The 21,982-nt window shown below is 38.2% G+C and carries 20 protein-coding genes and 1 other annotated feature; of the genes, 3 read left to right on the forward strand and 17 right to left on the reverse strand.

Features of this window, described 5'->3' with window-relative positions:
* Positions 1-153: 153 nt before the first annotated feature.
* The 5 genes from ACH0AK_RS07630 to ACH0AK_RS07650 all read right to left on the reverse strand — a co-directional run bounded on the left by ACH0AK_RS07630 (position 154) and on the right by ACH0AK_RS07650 (position 5,727).
* Positions 154-696, reverse strand: coding sequence for an aminoglycoside 6'-N-acetyltransferase (locus ACH0AK_RS07630; RefSeq protein WP_023519215.1), 543 nt, complete (start codon positions 694-696; stop codon positions 154-156).
* An 85-nt stretch (positions 697-781) separates the two neighbouring features.
* The gene (gene rlmN / locus ACH0AK_RS07635; RefSeq protein WP_010736158.1) at positions 782-1,855 is read right to left on the reverse strand and encodes a dual-specificity RNA methyltransferase RlmN; all 1,074 of its coding nucleotides are present in this window, start codon (positions 1,853-1,855) and stop codon (positions 782-784) included.
* Between the two features lie 120 nt (positions 1,856-1,975).
* Positions 1,976-2,389 carry a hypothetical protein gene (locus ACH0AK_RS07640; RefSeq protein WP_010736159.1) on the reverse strand — a complete coding sequence of 138 codons (414 nt, stop codon included), beginning with the start codon at positions 2,387-2,389 and terminating at the stop codon, positions 1,976-1,978.
* Between the two features lie 15 nt (positions 2,390-2,404).
* Positions 2,405-2,815 carry a ribonuclease G gene (locus ACH0AK_RS07645; protein ID WP_226076807.1) on the reverse strand — a complete coding sequence of 137 codons (411 nt, stop codon included), beginning with the start codon at positions 2,813-2,815 and terminating at the stop codon, positions 2,405-2,407.
* 479 nt (positions 2,816-3,294) lie between these two features.
* The gene (locus tag ACH0AK_RS07650; RefSeq protein WP_347082499.1) at positions 3,295-5,727 is read right to left on the reverse strand and encodes a DNA translocase FtsK; all 2,433 of its coding nucleotides are present in this window, start codon (positions 5,725-5,727) and stop codon (positions 3,295-3,297) included.
* A 512-nt stretch (positions 5,728-6,239) separates the two neighbouring features.
* Between ACH0AK_RS07650 and ACH0AK_RS07655 the strand changes: the two genes are divergently transcribed.
* On the forward strand, positions 6,240-7,694 hold the full coding sequence (locus ACH0AK_RS07655) for a metallophosphoesterase (protein WP_226076707.1): 1,455 nt from the start codon (positions 6,240-6,242) through the stop codon (positions 7,692-7,694).
* A gap of 136 nt (positions 7,695-7,830) precedes the next feature.
* On the opposite strand, the gene ACH0AK_RS07660 is transcribed toward ACH0AK_RS07655, so the two are convergent.
* The 4 genes from ACH0AK_RS07660 to ACH0AK_RS07675 all read right to left on the reverse strand — a co-directional run bounded on the left by ACH0AK_RS07660 (position 7,831) and on the right by ACH0AK_RS07675 (position 11,610).
* Positions 7,831-9,276, reverse strand: a complete 1,446-nt coding sequence (locus ACH0AK_RS07660) for a glycoside hydrolase family 1 protein (protein WP_023519209.1) — start codon at positions 9,274-9,276, stop codon at positions 7,831-7,833.
* Between the two features lie 205 nt (positions 9,277-9,481).
* Entirely contained in the window at positions 9,482-10,294 is an 813-nt protein-coding gene (locus tag ACH0AK_RS07665) for an amino acid ABC transporter substrate-binding protein (protein ID WP_226076709.1), read from the reverse strand.
* An 18-nt stretch (positions 10,295-10,312) separates the two neighbouring features.
* Entirely contained in the window at positions 10,313-10,948 is a 636-nt protein-coding gene (locus tag ACH0AK_RS07670) for an amino acid ABC transporter ATP-binding protein (RefSeq protein WP_010736165.1), read from the reverse strand.
* A gap of 20 nt (positions 10,949-10,968) precedes the next feature.
* Positions 10,969-11,610: an amino acid ABC transporter permease gene (locus ACH0AK_RS07675; RefSeq protein ID WP_010736166.1), complete on the reverse strand. Its 642-nt coding sequence runs from the start codon at positions 11,608-11,610 to the stop codon at positions 10,969-10,971.
* 91 nt (positions 11,611-11,701) lie between these two features.
* Positions 11,702-11,932 (reverse strand) — a binding site (T-box leader).
* 92 nt (positions 11,933-12,024) lie between these two features.
* Between ACH0AK_RS07675 and ACH0AK_RS07680 the strand changes: the two genes are divergently transcribed.
* Positions 12,025-12,510 carry a YbaK/EbsC family protein gene (locus tag ACH0AK_RS07680; protein ID WP_023519207.1) on the forward strand — a complete coding sequence of 162 codons (486 nt, stop codon included), beginning with the start codon at positions 12,025-12,027 and terminating at the stop codon, positions 12,508-12,510.
* A gap of 1 nt (position 12,511) precedes the next feature.
* On the opposite strand, the gene ACH0AK_RS07685 is transcribed toward ACH0AK_RS07680, so the two are convergent.
* From ACH0AK_RS07685 to ACH0AK_RS07695, 3 genes are all read right to left on the reverse strand, one after another.
* Entirely contained in the window at positions 12,512-14,587 is a 2,076-nt protein-coding gene (locus tag ACH0AK_RS07685; protein WP_080674304.1) for a DNA topoisomerase III, read from the reverse strand.
* Positions 14,520-14,897: a DUF1033 family protein gene (locus tag ACH0AK_RS07690; RefSeq protein ID WP_010736169.1), complete on the reverse strand. Its 378-nt coding sequence runs from the start codon at positions 14,895-14,897 to the stop codon at positions 14,520-14,522. Before ACH0AK_RS07690 ends, ACH0AK_RS07685 begins: the two co-directional genes overlap by 68 nt.
* Positions 14,898-15,021: 124 nt before the next feature.
* The gene (locus ACH0AK_RS07695) at positions 15,022-15,588 is read right to left on the reverse strand and encodes a TetR/AcrR family transcriptional regulator (RefSeq protein WP_010736170.1); all 567 of its coding nucleotides are present in this window, start codon (positions 15,586-15,588) and stop codon (positions 15,022-15,024) included.
* A 147-nt stretch (positions 15,589-15,735) separates the two neighbouring features.
* Between ACH0AK_RS07695 and ACH0AK_RS07700 the strand changes: the two genes are divergently transcribed.
* Positions 15,736-16,998, forward strand: coding sequence for a multidrug efflux MFS transporter (locus tag ACH0AK_RS07700; protein ID WP_023519205.1), 1,263 nt, complete (start codon positions 15,736-15,738; stop codon positions 16,996-16,998).
* 30 nt (positions 16,999-17,028) lie between these two features.
* Here ACH0AK_RS07700 and mnmA read toward each other — a convergent pair whose 3' ends face one another.
* From mnmA to ACH0AK_RS07725, 5 genes are all read right to left on the reverse strand, one after another.
* On the reverse strand, positions 17,029-18,150 hold the full coding sequence (mnmA, locus tag ACH0AK_RS07705) for a tRNA 2-thiouridine(34) synthase MnmA (protein WP_023519204.1): 1,122 nt from the start codon (positions 18,148-18,150) through the stop codon (positions 17,029-17,031).
* 199 nt (positions 18,151-18,349) lie between these two features.
* Complete coding sequence (locus ACH0AK_RS07710; RefSeq protein WP_347082493.1) at positions 18,350-18,973, reverse strand: hypothetical protein; 624 nt, start codon at positions 18,971-18,973, stop codon at positions 18,350-18,352.
* A 958-nt stretch (positions 18,974-19,931) separates the two neighbouring features.
* Positions 19,932-20,195 carry a hypothetical protein gene (locus ACH0AK_RS07715; protein WP_023519201.1) on the reverse strand — a complete coding sequence of 88 codons (264 nt, stop codon included), beginning with the start codon at positions 20,193-20,195 and terminating at the stop codon, positions 19,932-19,934.
* Positions 20,196-20,584: 389 nt separating this feature from the next.
* Positions 20,585-20,872: a hypothetical protein gene (locus ACH0AK_RS07720; RefSeq protein ID WP_023519200.1), complete on the reverse strand. Its 288-nt coding sequence runs from the start codon at positions 20,870-20,872 to the stop codon at positions 20,585-20,587.
* Positions 20,873-21,264: 392 nt separating this feature from the next.
* Entirely contained in the window at positions 21,265-21,522 is a 258-nt protein-coding gene (locus ACH0AK_RS07725; protein ID WP_023519199.1) for a hypothetical protein, read from the reverse strand.
* Positions 21,523-21,982 lie beyond the last annotated feature (460 nt).

Here is a 21,982-nt window from a genome sequence, read left to right on the forward strand (position 1 = left end):
TCTAATCCTCTTTCGAATAAAATAATCATAAAAAAATGGTCGTTATAAGAACGTTTGATATGAATGTTCGGTTTTTGCTACAAAAAAGAGCCTCCACACTAGGGGAGGCTCGCATGTTTTATTCGATTTTAAAAAATCATTTTGGTGCTTCATTCATTGATTTATTTCTCCAAGTCGTTTTGCCAGAATGATATCTGGTTGATTGAGCCCATTTGCATCAGGAATCGCTCCAACGACTTGATAGCCCATTTTTTCATAAAATGTATAAGGATGCTTGTTGAAAGTTTCGATTGATTTCAGTTTATCTAACGGATGATCAAAAAGATCCGTATGACTAAGACTCGTGTCCCCATCCGTATCATCTGTTCCTAAATAAACCATCACACCACCTTTAGAAGCGATTTCTTTCTCCACATAAGCAACTAAGCGGCTACCGATATACTGCTTTCGATAAGAAGTTTCTACTACTAGAGGGTGAATTTCCCAACCAGTCATTCCATACTGCGGAATCGCACCGATAAAACCAACCAAACGATCTTGTTCCACCGCTGAGACAGCGATTCGATCCATCGCCAGCAGTTGCTCGACTTCTTTCATTGGTTGTTCACCGTAATCCTTCGGCCAAGTCAATCGCAAAAGGTCAGCTAGCTGATCCTTCAAACCGATATTTCTACGATCAAATTCACTGATGATCATCCTATTCCCCTCCATTCCAATTTCAGCCTATTCTATCAGCCAAACGGGAAAAAGAGAAGGAAAGAAAACTTAACTTTAAGAATATTTATTTTGCTACAGTTTTTTCTTTTTTCATTTGTTTGCTACGCAATTGCCCACAAGCTGCATCAATATCTGTCCCATGCTCTTTGCGAATCACACAATTGATGCCGTTCTTTTTCAACACATCATAAAATTTCAATACATCCGCTTTTGGACTTCTTGAATATTGATCATGTTCACTTACTGGGTTGTAAGGAATCAAATTGACATAAGTTAATTTTTTCTTGTCTTTCAACAGATCAGCAAGTTGTTGCGCATGTTCTGGCCGATCATTTACTTGATTCAGCATGATGTACTCAAACGTGATCCGGCGATTAGTTTTCTCCAAGTACTCATCCACTGCTTCCATCAATTTTTCGATTGGAAAACGGCGATTAATGCGCATCATGGACGTACGGACTTCATTATTTGGTGCATGTAATGAAATTGCTAAGTTGACTTGTAATCCATTTTCAGCAAACTCTTTGATTTTATTTGCCAACCCACTAGTTGACACTGTGATGTGACGAGCACCGATTGCTAAACCTTTGGCATCATTGATGATATGCAAGAAATCCATGACATTGTCATAATTGTCGAACGGTTCACCGATCCCCATCACCACGACATGGGATACACGTTCCCCCAATTGACGTTCATCAAAGTAATGTTGGACCATCATGATCTGAGCCACGATCTCACCCGCAGTTAAGTCTCGGTTTTTCGTTAATAAACCACTGGCACAAAAAGTACAGCCAATATTACATCCGACTTGTGTAGTTACACACACAGATAAGCCATATTCTTGTCTCATCAACACCGTTTCGATCATATTTTTATCTGGCAACTCAAACAAGTATTTGACTGTCCCATCACTTGCCTCTTGCACGATCACTTGTTTCAATGGATTGATCTCAAAATTTTCTGATAGTTTTTCAATCAAACTTTTTGAAAGATTCGTCATTTCTTCAAAGCTTGTGACACGCTTTTGATAGAGCCATTCCCATACTTGTGAGGCACGGAATTTCTTTTCACCATGTTCTAAAAACCAAGCAGTCAATTCTTTATTTGTTAAACCATAAATGGATTGTTTTTCCACGATTATTCCCTCTTTTTTTCAAAGTATCGCTACATACTATAACTGATTCCCTTTATTAATGCAATAGTTCACAAAAGAAACTAAATAATCGTTAAAAACTTGTACTAAATCTTATTTAGGTCATGCATGGGTATCATGCCACTCATCGTATTCTTCTACTGATTTTTCTGGATCTATAATCATCCATTTAATAAAGATAAGCCCTAAAATCAACAAGGTTGCTGGAATGATCAAGAAAAAACTGAATAGTAGTGGGGAACCATAACCAATAGCAGAAATGATCAACCCGACTGTTTTTTTAGAATCTACTGCTTTTGAAAGCAATAAATATAAGCTCAAAGTGAAGCCGATCACGCAAATCATACTTAGGATCGACCAAAAAATAATTCCATAAAAATTCCCCCATAGACGTGTCACATAGACGAGAGGAACCAGACCTGACTGCTCTGCTACTCGGTTAAAGAAACCAAAAAGATAAATCACTGTTTGAACGATATTCAATATAAAAATAGTTTTGATCATTTTTTGATGCATATTGTTTTCTCCTTTCTAGTAGTAATAACCATCATAAATGTAAGGATCATAGTTATAAGAATCCCGGATAAAAGAATCACGAATATACCATAAGCTAGAAAGAATGAATACGACGAAAACAAGATATAAGAGGATAATCACAATTTGAATAATAAACATCGCTATGCCAGCTCTACTCCAAGTTTTTTGGACTTGTTTGAATGTTTCAACATCCGTATAGTTTCCATCTCTCCATGCCCCTTCATTGCCTTTGAATCCGCAAATAAACACCCAAACAAAATTGAATAGTGGAATCAGACACAGTAATGGAAGATACGTTTTGTTCCCAATTCCCCAGATGATGTTAAGAGAGAAGGCGCCCCAATTCCATTTTTTGATTTCTTCCGGTACTTCCTGATTGCCCCTTTGAAACTCAGAATCTGCCAAGCCGACTCGGGGTTCATCACGCGTTGCTTTTTTTGTGTGACTCGTTGGTTGTATCGGTTCTTCGATCGGTTCTTCGATCGGTTTTTCGATTGGTTCTTCGGTTGCATCTACACCGGCATCCGCATCCAGTTCTTTGACTGGTTCTTCGATTGGTTCTTTGGCTCGTTCTTTAGGTTGTTCGTTGACTGGTTTTCCAGTCGCTTCATCCCTTGTTTCTGTTAATTGTTCATTCGTGATTTTTTCGGAAACTTCATTCGTTACTTGATCAATCTTTTTCATTGTCTCATCGTTCATTCAGTGAATCTCCTTTCATCTAAAAAAACTATTGTGACTTTACGCTTATCATTTTTTAACATGAATGATTTTATAATAGTCGTGTTGTTACTACCTGTTTTTTTTCACAAAAAATATTTTTATGGACTAAACGCAAAATAAAAGCAAAAAATCAATTCGATAAGAAAAGATTTCTTGCTTTCATTTTATATTTCCTGATTTTCAGATGATGATTGATCCATTGACTCTTCCACTTGCTCAATAAAAACTTTTCGAGGCTTACTGCCTTCTGAAGGGCCTACGACGCCGTGAGCTTCTAATTCATCGACTAAACGAGCTGCCCGATTGTAGCCGATTCTAAAACGACGTTGCAACAGAGAAATACTAGCGGTTTGCATTTCGATAACTAATGCTTTTGCCTCTTCAAATAGTTCATCTTGAGGTTGTTCAGCTGAACCAGCTGATTCAACTTCATCCGTTGGCATCATTTTTTCTTCGTAATTGGCTTCTTGTTGATCGGTGACAAAGTTAACCACCCGTTCGACTTCATGATCGGAAATGAATGCCCCTTGGACACGGATCGGTTTGTTCTCACCCATTGGTAAGAAGAGCATATCCCCTCGTCCTAAGAGCTTTTCCGCCCCATTAGAATCAATGATCGTTCGTGAGTCTGTTCCGCTGGAAACAGCAAACGCCATTCGTGAAGGCACATTGGCTTTGATAATTCCGGTGATAACATCCACACTTGGGCGTTGTGTTGCTAAGATCATATGGATACCTGCGGCACGAGCCATTTGCGCTAAACGGATGATCGCATCTTCGACTTCGTTGCTTGCAACCATCATCAGATCCGCTAATTCATCAACAATGACAACGATAAATGGTAAGGTCGGATGTTTGGTTCCATTTTCTAGATTTTTTTGTTGGACAAATTCATTGTACCCAGAGATATTTCTCACACCAGTTGCAGCAAACTTCTCATAACGTTCTTCCATTTCCTGAACGACTTTTTGCAATGCTTGTGCTGCTTTTCTAGGATTGGTCACAACTGGCGTCAACAAATGCGGGATACCATTATACATATTCAACTCAACCATTTTCGGGTCGATCATCATCAGTTTGACTTCATGAGGTTTTGCTCGCATCAAGATACTTGTGATGATGCCGTTGATCGCTACTGACTTCCCACTACCAGTCGATCCGGCAACGAGCAAGTGAGGCATTTTCGATAAATCGGCCGTTTGGACACGACCCGAAACATCTCGTCCTAGAGGTACTTCTAATAGCTTGTCTGGATGATCCGGTTGGGCTTCGATGATCTCTCTAAACGAAACCATACTGATCTTGCTATTCGGCACTTCGATCCCAATCAGTGATTTCCCAGGGATCGGTGCTTCCATACGAACATCTTTTGCGGCTAAAGCTAAGGCAATATCATCAGTCAAACTAACGATTTTACTTACTTTTACTCCGACAGCTGGTTGGATCTCAAACTTCGTCACAGATGGGCCTAAACTTGCTTTGACGACTTTCGCATCGACACCAAAACTTTGGAAAGTTTGTTCTAACACGCCAATGTTCTTTTCAATTTTCTTGTACTCATCACTTTGATCCACGGTTTGCGCTGAGTCTAATAAATCGATTGAAGGTAGCTCGTATGCTTGATTTTCTTCTTCTGCTTCGATCTCAAATTCTAATGCAGTGCCATCATCTTCAAATAACTCATCTTCGGAAGACTCTTGTACTTGGCTCATCTCATCCTGTTTAGGACGTTCCATAACAGGAGGTTGGACATTTCCTTGGAAACTGTCAATCGGCACAAAACTTAATTGTTCAGGTTCACTTTCTTCATAAATAGGAGAAGTTTCCTTTTGTACCTGATTCTTTTGACGAGTGGCTCGCTTTTGTTCTATTTCCGCAGCTTCGGCTGCTTCTTTCGCAGCAAGACGTTTTGCTTCCTTCGCTTCTGCTCGTTGCTTTTGCCGCTCTTCTTTCGCAGCTTGTTTACGTGCCTGCTTTTCTGGATCGCCTTCTAACAGTTCTTGGAATCTATCTCCCATGACTTGTAAGGCATTCAATAATTGATGACCCTCAACATTACTGAATAATACTGCTCCGCCAATAATCAATAAAACAGCTACGAAATAACTTCCCGGTTGAGCAATCAAAAAGAATGTCAGATTATAAATAAATGCACCTAACATACCGCCACCAACATTCGTGGTGATTTGGCTTTGACGAATATCTGCCGATAGTAGATCCCAAGTCGTTCCAATGATATTGGGTTCTCCGCTGTTCAATTTTCCAAAAAGATTGGCATGTAAAAAGAGTAAGATACCTAAATAAAACAGACCGACTCCCAGCCAACGACGACTCTTACCCATCGTGAATTCTCTATTTTTGACCATGATCCAAAATCCTAAAACTGCTAATAATACACAGAGGATCTGATACGTATTTCCAGCGACTATGCGAAAGCCATTCGCCACTAAAATGCCTAAAAAGCCTAATTTCAAAAACCCAAAGACGGCAAATAGTATAAAAGCAAAGCCAACACCGATCGCAATCATTTGCTCCTGCTGCTGTTTTTGTTTTTTAGTTTTTCTCTTCTTCTTAGCAGGACGTTTTTTCTTTGCCATGATATATCCCTCTTTTCATCAAGTTCCATTATACAAAAAAAAGCAAGCGAACAAAAGTTTTGTTTGCCCGATTGCTGATTTTCTTTTTATCTGATTCTTCAAAACTCTTCCTACGATCCTCGCCACCCCTTTTGCCTCCATGGTCTTCGCTCTTTCGTTGAGGTGAGGATAGAAATTCTTTTATGTCTTTGTAAGAAGAATTATTTGTTGCAACACCACACACTATGAACAGTACCTATTATAGGAAGATATACTTTTTTTAAAACAATCAACTTTAAAGGAGGTTACGAAAATATAGGAAATCACACCACTTTTTGTTTTGTCATAACACTCACAAGAATCAAAAAAGCCTTCGAGTGTAGAATTTCAAAATAAAAGTGAAACAAACTTTAAAAAATAAATTAATATAAGAGAATGGAGTAGAAATGAAATTTGAAAAGCGTACTAAAATATTAATAAATAAAATGATCAAAAGCATTACTTTGAGTGCGAGTATTCTAGTAGGTACAATTATGGTTGGCACTACGGCATTCGCAGACATCGACTATTCGTTTGTAGTTACCTCTGATCCTCAATTTCCATGGACAGCAAAAACAGATGATGGTATTTATCAATCAGATAGCGATCTCAGAGCGGAGTCCGCTGCGTTAATTTTAAATCAGTATGACAGTATCAATGATTATTCAACAAGCATCGGCAATAAAGTAATACATACCTATGTCAATGGGGATGTCACTGCTTACGGTCAAGGCTCTCAGTGGAGTCGCATGGATCAATTATTCAGTAGACTAAAAATGCCTTATTCTTATGGCCTAGGAAACCACGATATTGAAAATAATTTCGAGGATACTTTCCTCAACCAAGCTTGGCGGATAACCTTTAACAGAATGCATACCTATAGACCTCATAATTGGATTTCAAAAGATACTTGGAAAGAAGATTACTTTTTTGAATCTAAGCATGTTGGTAGCCTAAACTATTCACAAAAAATTGGGGATTTTAGAATGATCACAGCCAACAATTATCCCACGATGCATCTTTCTTGCTCTGAAGGGCCTGGTCCTACTTATTGGTTAACACCTGGGATGGACTATATCGAGAGACAGTTAGAAGAAGCAAGAAGTGCAAACCAACCGGCTATTCTTTATATACATAAACCAAATGATTGGAAATTGGGAAGTGATCCCCAAGGAAGATTCAAGGCAATGGTAGAAAAATATTATGATAATGGAACGTTGCGAGCCGTTTTTGCAGGGCATTATCACAAAACAATCGGTAAGGTTTCTTACCCACAGTATTTTGGCAAAGTCCCAGTTTATTCTTCTGGCAGTGCTTCTCAAAAAACTTACTTAACTGCAGAAGTCGATCATTCAAAAAATGAGATGAAAATCTATCGAGTGATTGGGAATGTTTGGGAAAAGAAACAACTCATTGATACAATTGCTATAAATTCGAAAGGACTCACTGCTGTGAATGATGACAGAGACTACCAACAGCAAAAAGAATTGGCTAATAGGGTAGGTAATTCTTATCACATCATTAATTCTCTTAATAATAGTAGAGCGCTAGATGATTCAGCAAGTAGTGATGATGTCATCTATTTTAATGAACATAGGAATACGAACCAACAATGGAGATTTGTATTCTATGAGGCTAACAATTCCTTTGTCATCCATAATCGAGCAAATAATTTTTCAATGTATGAATCAGATAGTAAATGGAATGGCTTCTCTATTGTACGCACTGGGGTTTTAAATGCTTCAGATAAACGGGCACAATGGCGAGTAGTAAGCGCAGGAAATGCCTATGGAACCATTCCTTTGTACAAGTTCAGAAACGTTCGAAGCGGAAAACTACTCACACTAAATTCGTATAGTGGGAAATTGACGGATGCCGCAATCGGCGCAACATTATTGACTGCACCTGATTTTGGTGTAACGGTGCTTCAACAATTTATGTTAGACTAGTGATCAACAGAAATTCTAGGTGATGTAAAAGCTAAAAGACAAACAAAAAAAGGAACAAAAGATGAGCAGTACCTCCTCTTTTGTTCCTTTTTTTAAATTGTGCCATCCACTTTAGTACGTATTATTCGTGCAATATTTATTGGTTCCCAATATTCGCGCCATTCTCACGAATTACTTGTTGGTACCAGTAATAGCTATCTTTTTTGTAGCGATCAAGTGATCCTTCTTGTGTTTCATCCTGATCTACATAAACGAAGCCATAGCGTTTTTGGTAGCCATTTAACCAGCTCAGCAAGTCTGTGTAAGACCATGTGCAATAGCCCAAGACTTCTGCACCATCTGAAATAGCTTCTTTGATGGCTTTGACATGACTTTCCAAGTAGTTGATACGGTAGTCATCATGGATTTTTTTATCTTCTGTCAATTTGTCATATTCACCTAAACCGTTTTCCGTGATCAACACAGGGATACGGTAGCGACTCGTGATTCGTCGCAAAGCAATACGTAAACCTTCTGGATCGATTTCCCAATCCCAATTTGTACGTTCGACAAATGGATTTTCTACTTTTTTGTACATGCCAGGCACGCCTGTTTCTTCTGATGAGCCTTTTTTACCTGTAGTATTCATCTTACCAGCGCCGACACCATCTAATGGATTAAAGGCATTCGTTGCTGTTTGGTAGTAGTTGATGCCTAAAAAGTCAGGTTTCGCAGATGCTAGTAGCTCCTCATCGCCTTCTTCAATCGTTGGCGCCCACCCTTGTTCTTCCAAGAATTTCATCGCAGCGATTGGATATTTGCCCCACATATAAACATCCATCCAATAATGTGCCATCAAATCTTCCGCATTTTCAGCAGCCAAAATGTTCTTTGGATCACTGTCGATCGGATAGTTTGGCGTATACGCAAAACTTGGTCCGATTTTCCCAGGCATATCCATTTCATGGAACTCATTGATCACTGCTGCATTAGCTAAGTTGGCAATGTGGTTCACTTGGTACATTCGTTTTGGATCAGTCACTCCTGGAGGATGTACCGCTAATAAATAACCGAGTGAAGTAAAAATATTTTGTTCGTTCAAACTAACCCAATAGTGGACTTTGCCACGAAATGCTTCGAATAATGTTTTTGCATAGTTCGTAAAATCTTCGATGATCTGACGAGATTCCCATCCTTGGTATTCATCTTGCAATGCTTGTGGCAGATCCCAATGATACAAAGTCAACATTGGTTCAATGTCGTGTTTGATCAATTCATCAATCAAATCCATATAGAAAGCTAAACCTTCTTGATTGATCTCGCCGCGGCCATTTGGAAAAATACGTGTCCAAGCTACAGAGAAGCGATACGTTTTCAAACCTTGTTCTTTCATCAAGGCAATGTCTTCTTTATAACGATGGTAGTGATCTACTGCTAGGTCACCATTTGTTCCTTTAAATGTCTTACCTGGAATACGAACAAAGCGATCCCATACAGACTCACCTTTTCCGCCTTCTTGCCATGCACCTTCTACTTGATAGGCAGCTGAAGCAGATCCCCAAAGAAAATCATCAGGAAATGCCGTTAATTTTTGGTGTTCCATGAACATCTTCCTTTCCTAGTTCAATCTTTACCTCTTTAGAATAACACGAAACCCTTTTCATTACCAAGTAGATTTTTGACATTTCTAAATAAAAGTCTAGTCATTTAAAAAATAAGTCCAAAACAAATAAAAAAAGCGGAGCAGCAGATGCTGTTCCACTATTTTGACTTCCCCTATGATTCGATCCTTCATGTCATCCTGTCACCTATTCTGGTGTGACATCTTCACCAAACCACTTCTCTGAGATCTTTTTAAATTTTCCGTTTTCAACCAATTCGGCTATGCCATCATTGACTTTTTCCACAAGTATTTCGTCATTTTTTCGCGCACCGACAGCAAAATCTTCTCCATCAAAGTCCCCTTTGATCACATTGAAATTGTCTAATTCGTCTCGTATGTTCAAAAAATACTCGGCATAGACTTTGTCGATCAACACACCATCTGTACGGTCACTTTTCAAATCGATCAATGCTTCATTAAAGCTTGCATACAAAACTGCCTCTTGATTTTTCACATAGTCTTTGAGTATTTCTGGATGTCTGACAAACATATCATAACCAGAAGAACCGTTTTGTGCGCCTAAGATTTTGTCTTGCATTTGTTCAAAGCTTGTAATACCAGAAGTTTTTGGTGTGATCAACACTTGATCATTTTTCATATATGGTTTTGTAAACAAGACTTTTTCTTCACGTTCTGGCGTTTTTGAATACCCGTTCCAGATCAAATCAATTGTTCCGTTGTTTAATTCGAACTCCTTCATTGACCAGTCAATTGGTTGGAACTCAACAGTAATGCCATATTCATCAAAGACAGCTTTCGCTAACTCAATATCAAATCCTGTCAGTTTACCATCTTTATCACGAAAACCCATTGGTACAAAGCTGTCGTCTAGTCCTACGATAATCTTTTTTTCTTCATTGATTCTTGACCAGCTTTCTGTCGCTGTCCGCTCATTCGTGCAGCCAGTTAAAAAGAAAAAACCAATCAAAGATAAAATCAAAAAGCTGAATTTTTTCATTTTCTCCCCACCGCTTTCCTACTTACTTGGCATAACTTTGATCAATTGATCCCCAACGTTTTCAGCAAAGACTAAATCGTGGGTCACGATGATTTGTGTCACGCCTTCTTCTTTTAATGAAAGAATCAACTTCTCTACTTGTTGGCGTAACTCTGGATCTAATGCACTCGTCGGTTCATCATAAGCTAACACTCGTGGGTTCATCGCTAACGCACGAGCAATGGCCACACGTTGTTTTTGTCCTCCAGATAATTGATAAGGATAATTTCCTAATAAATCACGAATCCCTAATGAGTCCGCTAATTCCTCCGCCTTTTTCGTGTATTCTTCTTTACTTTGTTTCAACACCATTTTAGGTGCCAAAGTAATATTGTCAAAAATACTCAAGTGTGGGAAAAGCTGGAAATCTTGAAACACGACGCCTACCACTTGTTCTTCTGTTTTCAATTCAAAAGGGTCAAATTTCGTGCCATCCAGGTAAAACTCACCACTGTCAGCTTTTTCTAAACCGGCTAAAATCCGTAACATCGTTGTTTTACCGCCTCCTGACGGTCCGCCGATCGCTAATGTTTGTCCTTCCGGTATTACTAAATCAAAATCTTTGATCACTTGTTTGTCACCAAATGATTTACTAATCTTTTTTAATTCAATCATCGCTGTTCCCTCCTCGTTTCTTAGCGGTAATAATTTAATTTTTCTTCAATTTGCTTCAACACGATCGTCAGCACTCCTGTTAGTGCGAGATAGATCAGTGCCACGCCAAGCAATGGAAGTAAACTTGCATCTCTCTCCATCGCGATCTTACCCGCTCGCATCACATCACCTAAACCTAAGATATAGATCAACGAAGAATCTTTCACTAGATTGATGACTTCATTGCCGACAGAAGGTAACACGATTTTTGTTACTTGCGGAATAATGATTCTTGTCACTGTTTGGAAAGGACTCAACTGTAAGACTTGAGCTGCTTCATACTGCCCTTTAGGGATAGACTGGATACCACCACGGAAAATCTCAGCAAAATAGGCAGCATAATTTAAAACGAATGCGATCAAAGCAGCTTCGAAACGATCAAACACGATCCCGATCGTTGGCAAACCGTAAAACACGAAGATCAATTGTAATAATAGCGGTGTTCCTCGCATGATCCAGACATACGTTTGTAGGAAATAACGGATCGGTTTAAAATGTAACGACAACCCTAAGGCTAAAATAATTCCTAATGGCAAAGAACCAATCAAGGTAAAGGCAAATAATTTCAAGGTTGTCAGCGCCCCTACTAACAACTGTGGCATCACTTCTAATAAATCATTCATTTTCTTTTCCTCCTCTTTTCTTTAAAGGGGTACATTGTTAGCTGTCCCTTCCAACCACATGAAAAACAAAAAAAGTCCTTTGATCCGAAGATCAAAGGACGCAAAATACGTGGTTCCACCTTTTTTTATTAGTTTCTCGCAAAACTAACCTTATCTGGTCGTCTAACAACGACCGCAGCTATAACGGGCTTCCCGGATTTTCTTACTGGCTGTTCAGAAAATCGACTCCAAGATGTGTTTCACAATCAGTTATTGCCTCTTCTCACCAACCAGAGACTCTCTTCAAACACTTAATTGCTACTCTTCTTTTCGATGTCTTTTATTTAACTTAATGAGTAATTTACCTGATTCATTTTTATTTGTCAATCTTTTTTGTGCTAAAATAAATAAAAAATGAATGGAGGATTGTTTTTTATGTGTCATGCCACGAAACAAGAGGCCTATGAATTGCTTGATCTATTGGCAATCAATTACCAAGAAGTGAATCATCCAGCCATTACTTCTGTCAAAAATCTAACTTTTACTTTACCAGGTCCACAAGTTAAAAATCTTTTGGTCAAATCAAAGAAAGGCAAACAAATATATTTTGTCGTCTTACCTGATGAAAAACAAGCCGACTTGAAGTTATTGGCAGAACAGTTGAATGAAAAACGATTATCGTTTGTGTCAGGAGACCAAGTCAAACAGTTGTTACATGTTCCGCCAGGTACCGTCAATCCATTTGCCTTAGTCAACGATTTAGAAAACGAGATCCAAGTCGTCATTGATTCCTCGATCGATCGCAAAGATACCGTGGGCTTTCATCCAAACAGCAACACCAGTACCATCATTTTTCCCTTTGCAGATTTTGAACGACTACTCGCTCATGTGGATCATCTGCCAAGGTATGAAGTCTTGTAACTTAACTATCCTTCATCGCAGCTTTTAAGGCTGCTGCTAATGGGCTTTCTTCCGGTTCTTCTGCTTGAGAATATTTCTTCATCAAGCGACGTTCTTCATGTTTTGTCATTTTTTTCTTCTGCTCTTTTTTTTCTAGCATCTTCTCTGTCGTCCCGTCAAATTTACAACGGAAGTAAGCGCCATTTTTGCCTTCAATGATCTCCATTTTGCGGTGACATTGTGGACAACGATGGTTAGAGACTTTCGGATCTTTCCGACGACGATAGCTACAATCTTGATTCGTACACACATAGATTTTGCCATCTTTTGTGTTCTTCTCACGAAGATTCGAGCCACAATCCGGACATTTCTTTTGGGTAATCGAAAAATCTTGGTATTCTTGCTTACTTGTTTTGATTTCTTGGACAAGTCGCTTCGTTTCTTTTTCGATGGATTGTAAAAAGACGTTGGCTTGTTTTTTTCCAAGCGCGATCGCTTCTAGATCTCTTTCCCAACTTTCAGTCAAATCTGGTGTCACAAGTGATGGATTGACCAGTTCTAACAACTGCTTGCCCTTCGGTGAGACTTGTAAGCCTTGCGGTGTGCGTTCCATTAATTCGGATTTGATCAACTTTTCAATGATCTCCGCACGAGTCGCGGGCGTGCCTAAACTGTGTTTTTCCATCAAACCTAACAGACTTGCTTCTGTCAAAGGTTTTGGCGGTGCCGACAATTCCTTTTTGATCGTAAAATCAGGTTGGATGCGCATGTCTTTTTTCCAGTCAAACGAATCCACATGACTTTCAGCAGACGTTTTCCAACCAGCTTCCAACACCCGGTTTTGGCGGAAAACAAATTGTTCGTTCCCAAATACGACAGTGATTTTCGTTTGACTGATTTTATGTGGTTCTGCAAATAACCCTAAGAATCGTGTCACGATCATTTGGTAGATTTTTTGTTCTTCGTTACTTAATTTTTCATAGCGTGGACGATTTTCCGTCGGTAACAAAGCATGGTGATCTGTTACTTTACTATCTTGGAAGACACTCGTTTGACGAACCACTGCCCCATTCTTCAAATAAGTTTTCACTTCTGGTGCAAAATCGCTGATGGCTTGAAGTCTTTCTTTCATGGTACTTTTCATATCATTCGTCAAATATTTACTATCTGTTCGTGGATAGGTGACGATCTTGTGCGTTTCGTATAAACTTTGAACAAGTCCTAACGTTTTCTTTGCAGAATAACCATAACGTTGGTTGGCTTCTCGTTGGATCTCCGTGAGATCATAAGGCAGAGGAGCTTTTTCTGTCTTTGTTTTTTCTTCAATGTTGACTACTGTTCCCTTACTCTGACTAAGGGTTTTAACAAACGCTTGGGCTTCTTCATGGGATTTCAAAGCAAACTGGTTTTTTTGGACCATTTTTGCTTGTTCATTGCCGACTGTCAATGAAATCGTAAAATACGTTTGTGGTCGGAATGATTCGATTTTCTTTTCCTGATTACGCACCAAAGCTAAGGTTGGGGTTTGTACCCGACCCGCTGATAAATTGTCTTGATATTTTACTGTCAGTGCACGTGTCACATTCAACCCGACCAACCAATCTGCTTTTGCCCTGGCCAAAGCAGACTCATACAGCGCATCATAGCTTTTAGCTGGTTTCAATTGGCTGAAACCTGTCTTGATCGCTTTGTCCGTTTGAGAGGAGATCCACAAACGTTTCACCGGCTTATTGAAGTGAACGTATTCCAAGATCCAACGTGCAACGAGTTCTCCTTCACGTCCGGCATCTGTGGCGATCACTGCTTCTGAGACATCTTTACGACTAGCCAATTGCTTGATGGCTTTCAATTGATGACCAGTTTTTGGTAAGGGTTTGATCCCTAGTTTTTTAGGGATCATCGGCAAGGTCTCCATCTGCCAGCTTTGCCATTCCTTATTCAGATCCTCTGGCATCTTTAGACCTAATAAATGACCAAGGGCCCAAGTCACGATCACCTTGGGTCCTTCGTAATAGTTTTTGTGTTTTTGATTAGCACCAAGCACCTTGCTTAGGTCTTTCGCAACGCTTGGCTTTTCCGCTAGAATTAGTTGTTTCATAAAAATCCTTTCTGCTTTCCAAAGTGATCGGTTGATAATCTTTCAGCAAAGCCAGTCCTTTGTATTGCTGCAAATCATCATCGCATTCTTCACACCAGCGCTCATCGCCATCATTCCAAAAAGCGCTAAGAAAATTATTTTTGGCATGGATATACTCATAGTTGTCTTTAATGGCCAGCCATTTTTCTTCATAGTTTTGTTGCGCTTCTTCAAAAGAGGAGAAAGTTTCCTCCATTTGAATATCTTCTTGCCAATCTTCAAAGAACCACCAAGGCTCATTATCACCGAACATTGTAATTACTTGATACATACATGCGCTCCTTTTCTCAGGTCATCTTAAAAACATATTAGTCACTTTCCAAGAAAGTTGCAAGAAATTTTGCTTAAAAGGGGCTTTTTATGAATGTTCAGAAAATTAATTTAAATGATGCCTTTTATTTTATTGGTAAAGTTGCAATAAAGTCGTCGATCATCCAGACATAACTTTCTTCTGGAGAAACATTCGGTTCATTGGTAAAGTACCCTAAAAAACGTAACGAAAGGTACCCATGGATCATACTTCGCAGTTCTCGACTTCGATGGACCTTTTCTTCTTTCGACAAAGAAAAAGCGTCAAATATTTGTAAAATGATTTGGTTCGTTTCGTGTATTCCCTCTAATAGAATTTCTTCATTTGTATGCGGTACACTGATCAGCAGTTCATAGACTGCCTGATTTTGAAACGCAAATGACTGATAGGTTTGCGCGTACGCTTGGATCGCTTCTCCCTTACTTTTCCCAACTAACACTCGACGTAATTGATCATTCAACTCCGTTAAAAGTTTCGCAGTCAACGCCGTTTTCACTTCTCGAATATTCTTAAAGTGGTTATAAAGCGACGGTGATTTGATATTCAATGCCTTAGCTAAATGTTGGAAAGTGATTTGCTGTACAGCCATCTCTTCTGCCAATTCTCGAAAGCAGTCGATGATTTTCTCTTGTGACAGCGTTCGTTTTTTCATTTGATTTCCCCTCTTATGGAATAAACTCAATCCCTTTAAGTTTACCATGAAAGACGAAGAGAAAAAAGACTTGTTATTGATAAACTACACGTTGTAGTTTATAATAAATGATTGTAGATGAAAATTTTCAGAAAGAAGGCTTTAATTGTGGTGTCAAGAGTAAAAGAGACAGTATTCAGAAAAAGAGAAACATGGGAGAAAAACCTAGTTGTTTTGTGGTTTGGTACATTTATGGCAGGGATTGGGTTTAGTCTAGTGATGCCTTTTATGTCGCTTTACATAGATACGTTAGGAAATTACAGTACGTCACAATTGAACTTTTGGAGTGGCTTGACCTTCTCCTCTACATTCCTTGTTACTACTTTGATTTCTCCATGGTGGGGACGACTTGCCGATCAAAAAGGCCGAAAGATGATGTTGTTGCGCGCTTCTCTAGGGATGGCGGTAGTGATTTCCTTGATGGGTCTAGTAACCAGCGTGTATCAATTAGTCGCATTACGTCTGTTGCAGGGAATTTTTTCCGGCTATATCAGTAACGCAACAGCTTTAGTCGCCACTGGTACCCCAAGAGAAAAAAGTGGACAAGTACTTGGCACTTTGGCGACCGGCTCTGTGACCGGAACATTACTTGGTCCTTTACTTGGCGGACTTTCTGCTTCTGCTTTTGGGTATCGCCCTACCTTCTTTATTACCGGGACAATTTTGTTCTTCGTTTTCTTACTTAGCTTATTTTTTGTCCATGAACAATTTGTGCCAGTAGAAAAAAGCGAGTTGGTTTCTGCTAAACAAATTTTCCGTGACCTGAAATACCCACATGTCGTCATCGGCATGTTTATTACCACAATGATCATTCAAGCATCAAATAATTCGATCAGTCCGATCATTAGTTTATATATCCGGCAATTATTACATGGACATGGCAACGTCACGTTGGTCAGCGGGATCATTGCTTCTATTCCTGGGATTGCCACCCTGATAGCCGCTCCTCGTTTCGGCCGCTTAGGTGATAAGATCGGGAGTGAACGAATCTTAGCCATCGGATTAGGCTTCGCCTTGATCGTCTATATCCCAATGGCTTTCGTAACGAATGTATGGCAACTTGCAGGACTACGATTTTTGATCGGGATCTCAGACGCTTGCCTCCTTCCAGCCGTGCAAGCATTGATCACTAAATACTCTCCCCCACAAGCTGCCGGAAGAATCTTTAGTTACAACCAATCCTTCCAAGCCACTGGAAATGTCGTTGGCCCCTTGATCGGTTCAAGCGTTTCAAGTATCTTCGGTTATCGTGGTGTCTTTTTATCCACATCCTTACTTGTACTTGCAAACTTTGTGCTGGTTCACCATAATACGAAGGAGATTCATAAGCAGGAAGAAACAAGCAATGGTCATGCTTTTGTCAATAAATAGCAAAAAATCCTGTGGCTTTTTTAGACTATCTTAGACGTATTGCAAAACTTTCGTTTCTTGATACGCATGATCGATCAATCCGCCACCTAGACATTCCATTCCGTCATAAAAAACAACGGCTTGTCCTGGTGTGATTGCGCGTACGGGTTCGTCGAAGATGACTTCTGCCCGATTATTTTCTAATAAGCGCACGGTTACCGGTACATCTTGCTGACGGTAACGGAATTTCGCTGTACATTTGAATTCTTTTGGCATTGGTTCATTCGTTGTAAAATGGATTTCGCTTGCATCCAAACTGGTTGCATACAATGCAGGGTGGTGGAAGCCTTGTCCAACATATAATGTATTCGTCGCAAGATCTTTCCCCACCACGAACCAAGGTTCTTGTGAATCGCCACCGCCGCCGATACCTAAGCCTTGACGTTGTCCGATCGTGTAGTACATCAAACCAGCGTGTACGCCTTTCACTTCACCATCAAGGGTCACCATATTGCCTTTTTTAGCTGGTAAATAGTTACTTAAGAATTGTTTGAAGTTCTTTTCGCCGATAAAACAGATACCAGTTGAGTCTTTTTTCTTCGCCGTTGCTAGACCGGCACGTTCCGCAATCGCACGTACTTCTGATTTTTCCATACCGCCTAACGGAAACATCGTTTTTGCTAACTGTTCTTGTGACAATTGGCTAAGGAAATACGTTTGGTCTTTGTTATTATCGATCCCACGCAACATATGTGACACGCCATTTTCATCACGTGTGACTTGCGCATAGTGACCAGTAGCAACATATTCCGCTCCTAAGTCCATTGCATAGTCTAAGAATGCTTTAAATTTGATTTCCTTATTGCACATTACATCTGGGTTCGGGGTACGTCCTGCACGATATTCTGCTAAGAAATATTCAAACACACGGTCCCAATATTCTTTTTCAAAATTGACCGAGTAATAAGGAATCCCGATTTGGGCAGCGACTTTCGCTACATCCTTATAATCTTCCGTCGCCGTACAGACGCCATTTTCATCGGTATCATCCCAGTTTTTCATAAAGATCCCGATTACATCATAGCCTTGTTCCTTTAACAAAAGTGCTGTTACAGATGAGTCAACACCGCCACTCATCCCAACGACAACGCGTGTTTTGCTGTTGTCTGTCATGGTATCACCATCATTTCAATTAGATTCTGAAACATCTACGAGTTGAAGGTCGCAACTTTTCAGTATTTTACATTATACGTCATCTTTCTGAAAATTTCACCCCTAAATAATCAATTTAAAAAAACGACGTTTTTTAGTTGGCCTATTCTGTACTTTTCAGATACCAAAACTTTGCTATGAGAGGCGTTTTGTTCGTGATTCAGTTTCTTACTACATTCACCAAAAACAAAAGTAACAGCACAACATTGAAATATGTAGAAAACAAATAGTTGATAAACAATAAGTAAAATTTTCGCCAGCTAGTTTCAAGCTTTGTTGCGGCGTATAATCCAATCAAGCCAGAGATCACCATCAACATCAGTAAAGGAATCAAATAATAACTTTCGAATGAATGACTTTGAAAAATAATCAAATAATGAGCATAAATAAATGCGAGTGTAGAAATAGACATCGGGATGATCAATCCCATGATAAAGAATGCTTTCTTTTTCTCTAACTCATGAAGCGCGCCCACAATTAATACGTACGCAACAGGGAACAATAAATACTCCACCTTACCAAAGCTGACAAAACCTAATAAAGTTCCTAGTACAATACCGTACATCAAAACAAGATGAATGCCAATGAGCACTCTTTTTAAGAATGCTGAGGGGATTCTAGTTGAGTAAAACAAACTGATTCCACTGATGATCCACCAAGAATATTGGACTGTTGCAAATAACCAATAAAATTTGAAAACAAAAACTAAACTTCCTAATAGAAAACAAAGCGCCAATAGATAGAACGAAATATATTTATTCGGCATACTTTTTTTTACAAACATTCCACTCACTCCTTTTAAAACATACTTATCTAGTAGAAAACCACCAGCCAAAGATACAGAACCAGTTAACCAAAATGATCAATACTTTTACCCAACCGAATTTTATTCCTGTCGAAAAAAATAAACTAATCCCACTCAAGAACCAGCAAATCGTGGAAATCATCAATTTAGTCTCGCCAGTATATGGTAAATATGGTAAATACGGTAAAAAATAAAAAATCGCAAAAAAACTGACAAGCACATAAATAGTAGGGAAAAAACTTAAATCTTTTAGGTTCAATCGAAATCATTCATCTCACTCCTTTTTTCAACGATTACCGATCATAGCTTACTAGAAATAAACTCAATCACACGCATCAAACTCATAGCGGTCGCAAATCCATAATTTACGACTAAGAGAAATCCTTTCTGATAGTTACTCATCGTAAGACAGTTCGTAAAATAAATCCCCATAAGTCCAGGAATTACCATGTACAGGATAAATGCAAAACTTGAAAGTGGCTCTTCTCGATATAGAAAGCTCCCTATCATAAATAAGATAGACAACAGCATCGAAAGACCCAATCCTATTTTATGGAATTTCATGGTGATCTCCTATTCATCTTTTATTTATTGTGGCGTTATGGTGCTTTTTTCTATGTACAGTTACTGTTCATTTCACCAGTAAATAGAGTCTTAACTAAAGGAAAACAGCCAACCATAGATACAACTAAAGTTCAAAAAAAATGACTAAGTTTTTTAAGGCTTTACTTTCAATGAACCTTGAAAAAAATAAACTTATACTGCTAAGTAGCCAACAAATCGATGTCAATATTACTCGCCATTCAATACTATAGCGACCTCCTTGAACCATACTGAACGTAATCACACTGATCGATAAGAGTAAAATAATCAATGAACAATATCTTTTGTATGTACTTTTCATTTCAATCTCCCTTTCAAGTAATATTTAACTCTATTAATTGTTCAAAGTTAAAACAATTAATTGAATGAATTGTCCAATAATAATAAATGTAGCAAAAAAATAATTCAGAGAAACAATCATCCATTTGTATCGTCCAAGATTCGCTTTTATCGAATAATAAAACCCAGCTAATCCAGGAAATGTCATAATGAAAAACAATAAGACACTCTGAGGACTATCTCCATAAACGATTTCTCCAACAAAACAACAAATCGAAAAAAACATCGCTATTAATAATCTGAATTGATTATTCGTCATCTTATTCTCCTTTTAATTTTATGAATATCTGTAGTTTCAAAAATCAAAATATAAACCACCAACCATAAATACAAAAAATATTCGCTCCTACAACAATACACTTAATAAATTTATTGTTGATTCCTGTAGAAAAAAACAAACTACATCCACTCAATAACCAACAACTGATAACGATGATTCCTTGATATACAAGAGGCAAAGTTCTATAAGATGAAAAATAACTGCTACTAAATAAACAAGAAGCGAACAAAAAGATGATCGATAAAATCCAGTACTTGTTATTCTGTTTTATAATCATATGTGACTCCTTCTTTCTTAAATCCACTCACAACTAGATATAATTTCTATTAATTTTTAAATTGTTCAATTGATACATAAAATAAAATGTACTAACTTGTAAAAAACTCTATCCCGAAGACTTGTAACCAATAAATTACGATAATCAAGACGGTACTGTAAGTAGCGAAAAGGTAATTCAGCCCTAGCAGTAGCCATTTCAACTTCGTCTTTTTTATTTTTGTCGAACAATAAAAACCAATCAAACCCGGAAAACCTAAACCTAATGCAAAAAGAATCCCCTCAATTTCTCCACTTAAATAAATATGTATATAAAACAGACCACTGACACATGCAAGTATTGACAAAAATAAAACGACTAGATTCAATGCACGTTTCATACTTCTTTCTCCTCCTTATCAACATCAATATTTCTCACTAAAAACAGAAATAGCTTCAAAAATTCAAAGAAAAATGAAAAATCGTAGATAAAAAGACATAGCTAAACACAAAATTCAACGTAATCAACGTCCTTTTCAGGTATCTATCTGCGATTCCTAACGCAAAAACGATACTCCCTCCATTGATGACCCAACAAATCGAAATTGTGACTATAAATAGATGCGGTTGATACTTAAATGAGTCAAACAAGATGGGACTAGCAAAGACACACGTAATAAATACAAGAAAAATTGATAATACCAATAGAACTACTGATTTTTTTGTACGAGACTTATTTTTTTGGAAAAGACATTTATACGCTCCTTTTTACTATTTTACAAGCACACATAGACTAACCAAAATAAAATAACCAACCATAGATACAACAAAAATTCACTAATATGATTCCTCTTTTCAAATATGGATAAGTGATTTTCGTTGAAAAAAACAAACTTGCAGTGCTACATAACCAACAAACCGTCATGATGAATATTCTGATTTCATATTGCAATTTAGAATACGGATAGGCATAGAATAAAAATAAAAGAATAGAGATTGCCAATAAAACAATTGAAAGAATAAATTCTAAATAATTTTTCTTGGTTAACATTCCTATTCCTCCTCGTAAATAGTCTTAACTCATTTGGATAAACTTTCTAATAAACCATTCAATGAATTGCCCAATAACAATATACGTAGCAAAAAAGTAATTCAAAGAAATAAGCAACCATTTATACTGTCGAAGTTCCGCTTTAGTGGAAAAATAAAGTCCTAGCAGACTTGGAAAAGTCATCATGAAAAACAAAATAATCCGTAGAGCACTCTCTCCGGAAATGATTCCTCCAACAAAGCAACTCATCGAAAAAAACATTGCTATAGATAATCTGAATTGGTTATTCGTCATCTTATTCTCCTTTTAAATTTATGAATATCTGTATTTTCAAAAATCATATATAAACCACCAACCATAAATACAGAAAATGTTGATGCTAATGACAATGCGTTTCAGAAATTTATTACTGATCGCCCGACAAAAAAATAAACTAAATCCGCTTAGTATCCAACAACCG

This window comes from Enterococcus pernyi, assembly GCF_045371165.1.
GTDB classification, from domain to species: domain Bacteria; phylum Bacillota; class Bacilli; order Lactobacillales; family Enterococcaceae; genus Enterococcus_B; species Enterococcus_B pernyi.

What these genes read in the sequence shown, in the direction of transcription:
- ACH0AK_RS07715 (WP_023519201.1), bottom strand. Translation starts at nt 20,195, where the DNA reads ATGACGAATAATCAATTCAGATTATTAATAGCGATGTTTTTTTCGATT.
- ACH0AK_RS07675 (WP_010736166.1), bottom strand. Translation starts at nt 11,610, where the DNA reads ATGAATGATTTATTAGAAGTGATGCCACAGTTGTTAGTAGGGGCGCTG.
- ACH0AK_RS07655 (WP_226076707.1), top strand. Translation starts at nt 6,240, where the DNA reads ATGGTTGGCACTACGGCATTCGCAGACATCGACTATTCGTTTGTAGTT.
- ACH0AK_RS07725 (WP_023519199.1), bottom strand. Translation starts at nt 21,522, where the DNA reads ATGTTAACCAAGAAAAATTATTTAGAATTTATTCTTTCAATTGTTTTA.
- ACH0AK_RS07665 (WP_226076709.1), bottom strand. Translation starts at nt 10,294, where the DNA reads ATGAAAAAATTCAGCTTTTTGATTTTATCTTTGATTGGTTTTTTCTTT.
- ACH0AK_RS07680 (WP_023519207.1), top strand. Translation starts at nt 12,025, where the DNA reads ATGTGTCATGCCACGAAACAAGAGGCCTATGAATTGCTTGATCTATTG.
- ACH0AK_RS07685 (WP_080674304.1), bottom strand. Translation starts at nt 14,587, where the DNA reads ATGAAACAACTAATTCTAGCGGAAAAGCCAAGCGTTGCGAAAGACCTA.
- ACH0AK_RS07690 (WP_010736169.1), bottom strand. Translation starts at nt 14,897, where the DNA reads ATGTATCAAGTAATTACAATGTTCGGTGATAATGAGCCTTGGTGGTTC.
- mnmA (WP_023519204.1), bottom strand. Translation starts at nt 18,150, where the DNA reads ATGACAGACAACAGCAAAACACGCGTTGTCGTTGGGATGAGTGGCGGT.
- ACH0AK_RS07660 (WP_023519209.1), bottom strand. Translation starts at nt 9,276, where the DNA reads ATGGAACACCAAAAATTAACGGCATTTCCTGATGATTTTCTTTGGGGA.
- ACH0AK_RS07630 (WP_023519215.1), bottom strand. Translation starts at nt 696, where the DNA reads ATGATCATCAGTGAATTTGATCGTAGAAATATCGGTTTGAAGGATCAG.
- ACH0AK_RS07710 (WP_347082493.1), bottom strand. Translation starts at nt 18,973, where the DNA reads ATGTTTGTAAAAAAAAGTATGCCGAATAAATATATTTCGTTCTATCTA.
- ACH0AK_RS07640 (WP_010736159.1), bottom strand. Translation starts at nt 2,389, where the DNA reads ATGCATCAAAAAATGATCAAAACTATTTTTATATTGAATATCGTTCAA.
- ACH0AK_RS07670 (WP_010736165.1), bottom strand. Translation starts at nt 10,948, where the DNA reads ATGATTGAATTAAAAAAGATTAGTAAATCATTTGGTGACAAACAAGTG.
- ACH0AK_RS07695 (WP_010736170.1), bottom strand. Translation starts at nt 15,588, where the DNA reads ATGAAAAAACGAACGCTGTCACAAGAGAAAATCATCGACTGCTTTCGA.
- ACH0AK_RS07650 (WP_347082499.1), bottom strand. Translation starts at nt 5,727, where the DNA reads ATGGCAAAGAAAAAACGTCCTGCTAAGAAGAAGAGAAAAACTAAAAAA.
- ACH0AK_RS07720 (WP_023519200.1), bottom strand. Translation starts at nt 20,872, where the DNA reads ATGAAACGTGCATTGAATCTAGTCGTTTTATTTTTGTCAATACTTGCA.